At 49.8% G+C, this 10,446-nt stretch carries 5 protein-coding genes and 1 pseudogene; 4 read left to right on the forward strand and 2 right to left on the reverse strand.

The features are described from left to right. Both WH367_RS24235 and WH367_RS24240 read right to left on the reverse strand, forming a co-directional pair. Nucleotides 1–3,461 (reverse strand): annotated as a pseudogene (locus WH367_RS24235) (hypothetical protein); the annotation flags it as partial. Between the two features lie 4 nt (nucleotides 3,462–3,465). Continuing rightward, nucleotides 3,466–3,936, reverse strand: a complete 471-nt coding sequence (locus WH367_RS24240) for a hypothetical protein (RefSeq protein WP_339537992.1) — start codon at nucleotides 3,934–3,936, stop codon at nucleotides 3,466–3,468. A gap of 550 nt (nucleotides 3,937–4,486) precedes the next feature. On the opposite strand from WH367_RS24240, the gene WH367_RS24245 reads away from it, so the two are divergent. The 4 genes from WH367_RS24245 to WH367_RS24260 form a co-directional block, all read left to right on the forward strand. Next, nucleotides 4,487–6,793, forward strand: a complete 2,307-nt coding sequence (locus WH367_RS24245) for a type I secretion system permease/ATPase (protein WP_339537993.1) — start codon at nucleotides 4,487–4,489, stop codon at nucleotides 6,791–6,793. Beyond that, complete coding sequence (locus WH367_RS24250; protein ID WP_339537994.1) at nucleotides 6,790–8,157, forward strand: HlyD family type I secretion periplasmic adaptor subunit; 1,368 nt, start codon at nucleotides 6,790–6,792, stop codon at nucleotides 8,155–8,157. Before WH367_RS24245 ends, WH367_RS24250 begins: the two co-directional genes overlap by 4 nt. Further along, nucleotides 8,157–9,812: a TolC family protein gene (locus tag WH367_RS24255; protein ID WP_339537995.1), complete on the forward strand. Its 1,656-nt coding sequence runs from the start codon at nucleotides 8,157–8,159 to the stop codon at nucleotides 9,810–9,812. The genes WH367_RS24250 and WH367_RS24255 overlap by 1 nt, the downstream gene beginning before the upstream one ends. A 183-nt stretch (nucleotides 9,813–9,995) precedes the next feature. Further along, nucleotides 9,996–10,446, forward strand: a 451-nt coding sequence (locus WH367_RS24260; protein WP_339537997.1) for a hypothetical protein, incomplete at its 3' end; no start/stop codon positions are given.

Below are 10,446 nucleotides of genomic sequence, written 5' to 3' on the forward strand. Positions count from 1 at the left end.
CCATCGGGGTCGCTGAATGCAGCGGCCGGGATTTGCAGACTCAACGCACTGTCTTCTTCCACGCTTTGGGATACAAGCGCTTGGTCGGCCACTGGTAGCTGATTGCTTGGTTCTACGGGAACATAAGCCGGCAGCTTTAGGCCCAGAAACTCTTCTTGGCTGAAGAAGTTTTTGACCACCACTTTGCCGGAGACAGCGAGATCTCTGCTGCGGAGTACAAGATCTCCCCCCTCCTTGGACATAATGCATAGCCCAGAGGACGCAGACCAGCTATCCTCAGAGAGCGCTTGAACGTTGTCTGCAGTCAACAGGTCTCCGTCAAAGTACAAACGACCAACACCGCTGACATCAGTCAGGGTTGTGATGGTTCCTGCTTGCAGGCTGTCGTAGTTGATGAAGTAGCTGTCGTCGCCACCGAGGTCCATCATGGTGTCGTTACCACCGCTGGTATGGTAGACATCGTCTCCATAGCCGCCTTCAATGGTGTCGTTGCCTGCGCCTCCGTGCAGTTGATCGTCACCAGCGCCGCCTCGCAAGGTGCTGCCATCGCTACCTGCATAGAGCTCGTCACTGTCATCTCCTCCGTCAAGGATGTCATGTCCAGTGCCGCCTATCAGCGTATCTTCTCCAGCTTCACCATGCAGCTTGTCCTGGGCTCCGTCGTCATCCTGACTGCCTAGCAGATCATTGCCTCCGCCGCCATGCAGTATGTCTGCCCCCTGTCCGCCAAACAGTTGGTCGTTGCCTTCTGGACTACCTGCTGGCAGAGCCACAGCATCGTCGCCATATATGATGTCATTGCCAGCACCGCCCAAAATGCGGTCATTGCCTGTCTGCCCTGCAATCCAGTCGTCGCCTTCACCCCCGTCAATAAGATCATCACCACCGCCCGTAGTCACTCGTGTCTGGCTCAGAAAGCTAACACCCGAAGCCAAGGTAATACCGAAGTCAATTTCCGAGCCGTTCCAACTCCAGTTGTGGATGCTGCCATTGGGGATGACCACAGGGTCCAAACCATAGTCATACTGACTCAGCGGCCCTTTGATAGTGCCGTCTGCGTTCCAAACGAATGATTGCGTGGAGGGGGACGCGTAGTCCAGTGCAATTGTGCGGCTGCTTACCGAATATTGCCCGTCACCCAGAATCAGGTCGCTCCCCGCACCGCCCAGCAACGTATCGGCGCCCGCACCGCCAAAAATCATGTCTTGCGAGTGGCTGCCGGCGATGAAATCATTTCCGCCTTCTCCGCTGAGCCAATCACCGCGTTCACCACTGTCTGCAGCCGTCACCAAGTATTCAGCACTAGCGGTGTTGCCCCAGATCAGATCCTCACCCATGCCTCCGTACACCATGTCGGTGCCAGTGCCGGCTTGAACAATGTCGTTGTCATCAGCCCCGGTGCCGTTGGCACCTGCACGGATGTATTCGCGCCCGCTGCCTCCCAAGATAAAGTCGTTACCGCCTTGGGCCATCACGTAGTTGCCCAGTCCATCTCCTGTGTTGATCACATCGCTGTAGCCACTCCCAGTAAAGGAGTCGGATTTGGTTCCGCCTTCCATCACTACGCCTACTGTGGAGCGTGTGGCATTGAAGTTCATGTACGCCACACTATTTGGGTAGGACAATCCCATGGTGGGCAATGCCTCGCCCAGCTGGCCACCATTGAGGTTGATGCCCAGTTGCCCGTCTTGCCAGTCCTGCAGTTGGGCAACCAAGGTGTAATCGTTACCCGATTTAGCAAATAGGCGCCATTCATTAGCACCTATCTGGCTGAGTTTGTATTGGCGACTTGAGTCGCTGCTGTAGTAGTCCGGTCCACCTGCCGCGCCACTCAATTGGCCAAAGCTGCCTGCGATGACGACGCCTCCCAGCTCTATCTGACCGTTACCGTCGCTATCAAGTATCGTGTCAACACCACTCTCGCCAAGATTTAGAACATAAGTATCGCTACCAGCTCCGCCAACAAGGGTATCGCTACCTGCACCACCAATAAGGGTGTCCTCGCCTGCATCTCCTTGGAGGTAGTCGTCCCCTCCCAGGCCGGTCAAAGTGTCGTTTCCTGCACCTCCGTAGAGGTGGTCAGCATAGCCTTCTCCCACCAAATCAGTATCAGCGCCTTCGCCACCAAAGATGTAGCGGACTCGTTGGGTTGCTGCCCCTACAAGAATTTCAGTGTTCGTGGCCTTATCTTTGTAGAGCTGGCCTTTTATGCCAGGCAGGATGCCTCCATCAGCCGTGTTGGAAATATTGCGCTGTACGACAGCTTGAAGCATGGCGGTTCGGTCAGCGATCCACTGGTCGGTGAAAGTGGTGGGGCTCGAAGCGCTCTGGTCGGCTTGCCAAGCTGCATACTGGGCAGTTCGAGTGGATTGCCAAAGGTTATTCAGTTGGATAGTGGCGGCCGCGTCTGTGCCCCCGATCACAATAGGTGAGAGATCTAGCAGGGCACTCAACGCAGCAAAATCAGTTCGTGCTCGAGTTTGCAGATCGGCGCTGACTCTGTTGATGCTGAGCTTGCCCTCAAGGTTTTTATATATGGGTGAATTAATAAATTCGTACAGATTATTAAATAGTGATTCCTTGTCCCCAGTGATGGTCGATAGCGAGTTTGGCCCAGTGAGGGTGGTGCGCAGCATATCCAGCGCATTTTCCAACTTGCGAGCTCCTACGCCTGAACCAATGAATAAATTGCCAATCTGATCCACAGTAAGGGATGGCTGCAACTCCGCAAATGCCTGATAAACTGACAGTGTGTCAGTCAATGTAGCGATAGAGTGATAATAGACAGGGTTGGCTGTGCCAGCTTCAATGCGTACTTTCTGTACCGATCCCATCACCTGCCCTAGGCCAGCAGTTGCTGAAATACCATCAGTCGCTCGTATATTGATGATTTTGCTGTTGGGGGCAGAAGCATCGGTGATACCCAGTACCTCAAGAACTTGCCCAATGGCTCCGCGAAAGCCAGGTGCATTGTAGGTATAGGTCGCTGTGACAACTGGGTCGTGTAAAGCAGTAAATGCCTCAGCCAGAAAACCACCCAGACTGTGGCCAGTGACAGTAACTTTTTCTGAAATTCCGAGCACCCCTGAGGTAACGAGTTGAGTGTAATACGCTTCCAGCGACTGATATTGCGACATATAAATCACATTACCGAAACCCGCAATATCCACAACATCCGTCACATAGTCCGCACCCCATTCACTAGGCTCAGTTCCGCGGATAGCAAACACCTTCTCCCCCGTTTCACGATTCTGCAAAAGTACTGCAGAAAAGCCATCGGTATTATCACCAGATTGAGAGATGACTGCCCACGCATCAGAAAATCTTTCTGCCTGCGCTTGAGCCATTTTTTGATCTTGATATAACTGAATCAATTCATTTCGGTTTTTTCCATATATACCCACCCCATATGCTGCCAATGCCGTTTCAGCATAAACTAAATAATTTTTACTATCTGTCATTTAATTACCTTTTAAAAAAAATCGACTCCAAAGAGCCATAACCTGCACAATGCTTTGAGCTTGGCTGCGAGAATATCAAAAGATCTCCTCCCCTGCGGCTGTAGCTAATTGCACTACCTAATAGTTTTCCATCAGATCTTCTATACAAATAGTTTTCATAACGAACAAGCTGACCTTTACCAGTCAGCGTATCCCCATCTTTTAAAATAATTGTTTTCGAAATAAATCGAAATTCTGGACCATAAACTAAGGTAGAGTCAAAATTTCCATTTTGGCGATAGTGCTCCAATTTTCCGAATGCATCGAATCTACTTGAAGGCAACTCAACCTGCTCATAAATTATTACCCCGGCGTCTTTCTTGCAAAGCAACTCCATTTGCTTATCCAAAGCATACTTCTCGCAGCCGGCTAATAATAAGATAGGCAAAACAAATATCACTATTGAGCGTGCAATAATCTCAACTTTCAACAACATATATACTCCATTTTGCAGAAAAAATGAGCCCCAAACCAAAAGCAATATCTGTAAAAAGCAATGACATAAAAATATATACAAGAGATAAAAATAAAAAGCCCGCATGAGAATAAATGCGAACAGCCCCCGCAACTCAATGCCAATACTCAACAGACCAAAGTATAAGATGCGTCTTTATAGCAATGAAAAATTACTTCTTCATGCCAATTGAATGGCAAGTAATTATTATTTCCAAAAGATAAAAAGATAAAATGAGAAAATAATATTCCTCATAAAAGTTAAGCAGATAATTTCACTAGATAATAATTTTTCAATTAGACGCCTAGACTACGCAGCTTTTCATTGAACTAAAATTCAATTGCATTAAGGAACGCGTCTTTAGACACACAGTTCGATAGGAAATTTGAATTTTCACCCAAGGTAGGCATTTGGCAAATTCGAATTTAAAACAAATGTTAACGGTGTGGCTTTTTAGCACAGCTCATCAGAGTCATTCGCCGTTTACCAGGGACACTATTTAGCTTCAAAGCTCAGATGCAATTAACCTCGAATGACAACGAATCCAGCACTGCAATGTCTCGTGACTGCGGCGCAGTTGCACCACCTTCCGATCGATGCAGCCCAGCTACTACACAAGTTTGGTGAGAATTGGAGCACTCAGACTCTCTTGCTGGCAGCAAAGTCGGTAGGCTTCAAAGCTAAGGTGCATCCGCAACCTCTGGATCGATTACCTTACACCCCTTTGCCCGCCATTTGTCCATCATTCGATGGGCAATTTTTCATTCTGGCGCAAGTCAAATCACCCACCGTATCTGTAAATAATAGTGATCCTTCCTCAAATAGTCTCAAAGATATAAAGTTATTGATACAGAAACCTGGGGATTCACCCTCTGTCATCTCCGGAGCGGAATTTCAAAGTCTTTCAACAGGAGAAATAGTCTTATTGACCAGCAGTTCCACCTACGAAGGGGATTTGGCAAAATTTGATTTCTCTTGGTTTGTTCCAGCACTGGTTAAATACCGAAAGCTTTTGGGAGAAGTGCTATTGGTATCATTCATACTGCAGTTAGTTGCACTTATCACACCTTTGTTTTTTCAGGTGGTGATGGACAAGGTTCTGGTCAATCACGCTATGCAGACTCTAAATGTGATTGCCGTTGGCTTGCTAGTGGCCACTATTTTTGAAGTGTTGATGACTGGAATTCGCAGCTATGTGATCGCACACACCAGTAGCAAGATGGATGTGGAGCTCGGAGCACGGCTATTTCGGCATTTGCTGGCATTGCCCATGGCCTATTTTCAAAGCCGACGCGTGGGTGATTCTGTCGCCCGCGTGCGGGAGCTAGAAAGCATTCGTGCGTTTTTGACGAGCCAAGCGATGACCGTTTTGCTAGACGTCGTGTTCTCCCTCGTCTTTATCGCCGTGATGCTGTGGTACAGCGTGGACTTGACGCTAGTGGTTCTGGCATCCATTCCCGTGTATTTCACTCTGTCCCTGTTCTTCACGCCTGTTTTGCGCGCGCGGCTCAACGAGAAATTCAATCGGGGAGCCGAGAACCAGTCGTTTCTGGTTGAATCCATCGCAGGCGTCAACACCATCAAGGCCATGGCAGTAGAGCCGCGCTGGCAGGAGCGATGGGACAGACAATTAGCAGGCTATGTGAGTGCCAGTCTTTCTACCTCCAATATTGCCAATGTGGCTGGTAACGCAGTCATGCTGGTCAGCAAACTTGTCACCATCGGAATTTTGTGGATTGGTGCCAAGCAGGTCCTTGAGGGCAATCTGACAGTGGGCCAGTTGATTGCGTTTAATATGCTGGCAGGTCAAGTCTCTTCCCCTATTATTCGCTTAGCGCAGCTGTGGAATGACTTTCAGCAAGTAGGCATCTCCATGGCACGGCTGGGTGATATTTTGAACAGCCCAACCGAGGTGTCAGGTAACCGCACACGTCTGCCTGCACTTGCGGGAGCCATTGAATTCGACCAAATCTCGTTTCGCTACCGACCGGACGCCGCCGATGTGCTTCGGTCAATCAGCCTCAAGGTGGCACCTGGCGAAGTGATTGGTATTGTGGGCCGCTCTGGCTCGGGCAAGAGTACTTTGACAAAGCTCGCACAACGTCTTTATGTGCCAGATCGGGGGCGGGTATTGGTAGATGGGCAAGATATCGCCATTGTGGATACCGCATCGCTGCGCCATCAGATTGGGGTAGTGCTGCAAGAGAACATTCTCTTCAACCGCTCAGTGCGGGACAACATAGCGCTAGCGAACCCCTCGTACCCTATCGAGACCATCATGCATGCGGCCAAACTTGCTGGCGCGCATGAGTTCATCAGTGAACTCGCCGAGGGGTATGACACGATTGTTGGCGAGCATGGAGCCAATCTCTCAGGCGGGCAACGCCAGCGCATTGCAATTGCCAGAGCACTACTGGGTGATCCTCGTATCCTGATTTTTGACGAGGCCACCAGCGCTCTGGACTATGAATCAGAGAAGATCATTCAGGACAATATGCGCCTGATCTGCCAGGGCCGGACGGTGCTGATCATTGCTCATCGCCTTTCCGCCGTACGCCATGCCAACCGAATTGTGGTCATGGAGCGCGGAGAGATTGCAGAAATTGGCTCACACGAGCAGCTTTTGCTGAATCCGCAAGGTATCTATACCCACTTGTACCGTCTGCAACAGGGCTCCGAACAAAGCGATACGGCGTCCATGTCACACGCGAGAACACCTGCAGCGCATGCCGAGGATGCATCTGGCAAAGTGGTGGTGGTTCGCCGGGCCGTTTCACCAAATGCCATAGCCAATAGAACACCAATGAATCCCCGCCCAAACGCTGGAGATGCAGCATGAGCGGACGCCATTACCTGGGTGCATGGGCGAGTTTGGTGAAACGCTACATGTTGGTGTTCTCGTTTCACTGGAAACACCGTAACAACCGTCCTTCGGGTCTATTTACCGAAGACGAGGCAGAGTTTCTGCCAGCTGCGCTTGCGGTGCAAGAAAAGGCGGCATCCCCTACATTGAGATTGATTGCATGGCTGTTGATGCTACTGGTGCTATCGGCCTTGCTCTGGTCCATCTTTGGGCGTATGGATATCGTAGTACAGGCCGAAGGGAAGGTGGTGCTCAGTGAGCGCACCAAAACGGTGGCATCAGTAGAAACTGGCAGAGTTACAGAGCTAAAAGTGTCAGAAGGCCAATTTGTGCATGCGGGTGATTTGCTACTGCAACTCGATACGCGCATGGTCGACGCTGACCACAAAAAGGCTCTAAAAGAGATGAATCAGGCCGTACTGACGATTGCACGGAATAACGCGTTGCTGGCCGCTCTGGATGGGCACAGAATGCCTGGCATCACAAGCCTCGCAGCGTTGAACCGAAGTAGCGGAGCCTCGATCACTGAGGAAGACCACCTATCTGCCCAGCGCCATGTGCAAGCCCAATATCAGGATGTTGTGGCCAAGACTCGTCGCTTTGAAGATGAACTTCGGATACAGAATCGTGCTTTACCACTGGCGACAAGCCAAGAAAAACGCTACAGAGAGTTGGCACTGACACGTGATGTTTCGCAAGATGCGTGGCAGGAGCGAGAACAAGCGGTACTGGCGATCGAGACGAAACTTTCGGAGGCCACCAACCAACGACGAGTTCTTCTGTCTGAAACCCGAAAGCAGGCCATGGATGAGATCACGCAGGCAAGGCGTGTAGCAGATGCATCCAGACAGGACGCTCAGCGCACTGCAGCCAGTAGTGCGCTGTTGCAGATTACAGCGCCGGTGGATGGAACGGTGCAGCAGTTGACAGTTCACACCGTTGGTGGGGTAGTGCCTGCAGCACAGCCGATCATGCAAATCGTCCCAGATCGCGGCCCTATCGAAGTTGAAGCTTTCGTGGCCAACCATGACGTGGGTTTTGTCTATGAAGAACAGGCTGCTGCACTCAAAGTACAGGCATTTGAGTACACGAAGTACGGCACGATCCCAGGCAAGGTGCTGCATATCTCGCGCGATGCGATTCCTGATGAAAAACGAGGTCTGCTATACGCTGTGCGTATTGCCATGAACCAACAGACGTTGCATGTAAATGGAAAGCAGACACCTGTTGCGCCTGGCATGGCCATTACGGCAGAGATCAAGACTGGAGATCGCCGTGTGATCGAGTATGTCCTCAGCCCCTTGCTGCGCCATGCCAATGAAGCAATGTCGGAACGCTGATGCAAAAAAAATCAATCAACATTTCAGGTGCCTACCGCTTAGGCTCATTGGCTTTCACGTGTCTGCTCAGCTGCTCTCACGCTTCTACCGCAATGGGTGAAGAAACCAGCAGATCATCCATTACGTGGAGTGAATGGATTGCACCTTTCGAGGATCCGCTTAAGACACAATCTGATGCGCAGAAGGGATCGTTGAGGCATGACTTGAGGGCGCCACCGCAGTTATCTGATCTTCGGATTCAATCCAATCGCAGCATTCCCATTGTCGAACAAGGGGAGTTGTCATGCGCAAATGCACATTATGCGTTTAATGACGCGAGCTCCCGCTATCTCGTTGACCAAACCAATGCCATGAAGGGGCCTTCTTTGCCCTTGACACTGGGCAGCGCACTTGGCCGAGCGCTATGCTTGAACCCTCAGGTGCGCTCCAGTTGGGCTGGAATACAAAAGGCAAGTTCTGAGTTAGGCTTAACGCGCAGTAGTTTTTGGCCCCAAGCATCATTGGGGGTCATGCGTCAACATAGTCGAACTGGTGGAACGAATATTCAAGGAGGCTCGTCAATAAGAGCTACTTCGGAGAGCTTCACGATCTCTTGGCGGGTATTTGACTTTGGGGCGCGTGATGCACGTGAACGTGCTGCGCAAGCGCAGCTGAGAGCGGCATTGGCTGGGCAGAACCAATCCGTTCGAGAGATCTCCTGGGCAGTCATGGAGGCTTATGTTCAGGCTCAAGCATTGCAGGCTCAGTTGAAACGTCAAAATGAAATTTCTGAACTTGGGAAGTCTATCCTCTCCTCCTCTGAGCGCCGCTATGCACAAGGAGCCAGTGCCCGTAATGCCTTTTTGCAAGCGCATGCCACTTTAGAGCGCAATCGATTTGAAATCGAAAAAACACGTTCGGAGCTGCTAATAGCAGAGCAGAAATTACGAACGCTGTCAGGGCTTGCCCCGCTGCAGTCAGTTGACCTTGACCCCATACCGGATGAAGTCGCAGAAATGGTAGCGAAAGGCCCCTTGAATAGGAATGAACTTTCAAGCCCCAATGCTGTTGGCCATCAATCACGTGATTTTGTGTCTGTCGACAAGTGGCGCCTCGATGAGTGGCTGCGTAGTGCCCGCGAAATCAGTCCAGCAGTGGTAGCCGCAGCAGCTAAGCTGGATGCAGCGGCGGCCACCGTTGAGGCTGTCGCTTCAGATGCAATGCCGAAACTGGATGTTAACTATAGCTATTACCGCAATGGCAGACCTACGCAGTCTCTCTCGAGCAGCCGTAGCAACGAGCGAACTGCAGGCATTACTTTAACCATTCCTCTCTTTGAAGGATTTTCCTCCACCTATCGAATTCAAAATGCCGAAGCTTCACGACAAGCTGCGAACATTGAATTGGACGCTGCGAGTATGCAATCCGACCAAGAACTGCTGGACGCTTATACTCAGGCCCAAGCAGGTATCGGAATGTTAAATGCGGCTTTGAAGCTATATGAGATAACTCAGCAATTGGCTCAGTCGAACGAGAAATTATTTCAGGCTGGCGTATTAGATGCCATTGAGGTCAGCCGTGGACTACTTGATTTACAAAATGCGAACCTGGAACTAACAAAAGCGCAGGCGCAATGGCTTCGCGCAAAACTGCACCTTTGGCTCATTTCGACATAATTAGCTACAGGAATGAGAATGATTTAATCTTTTTAAACGTAGCATTTTCCAATATAAAAAGCACACCAAGAATCAGATATTCTATAGAATTACCATTATTTCATTTTTAGACGTATTCCTACTCGCAGGTATTAGCATGTTACGAGACTGCGTGTTAGTTTAAAAAACACTTTTATGTCACCCATGTCTAAATATTATTATGTATTTGCAGCCGCATCTGCATTTTTTACAATCATCACAGTCGGAGGCTGCGGTTCAGCAAGGAATGAATTAAACTCGCAAGCAAAGGTTATGGCCCAGGAAGGCAGGGCTTATTACGAAAATAAATGCAAGACTATTGCAGGTGAAAAGATATACCGTAGTGTGGTAGATGTTGAAGGCATTTTCCTGATAAAAATTCGGCCATTCATAAGTGAAAATCAATTAAAGGACCCCATGTGGCCGGGTGCTGCTTTCGCGTTGGAGTTTTATGATGACAGCTACATAAGTTCATTTCTTGATTATGAATATGCCACTAAAAATATTGATGGGAGTATCAATTCCATTACAAAAGATCCTCGCGGTTACACTAAGCCTGAAAAAAGACCGGGTGCTCGACCAGGTTACCGATTTGTCGATGTTGTTGAAGCAAAAA

Origin of the sequence: Comamonas sp. MYb21, assembly GCF_037479395.1 — a bacterium.
Classification (GTDB): Bacteria; Pseudomonadota; Gammaproteobacteria; order Burkholderiales; family Burkholderiaceae_C; genus Comamonas.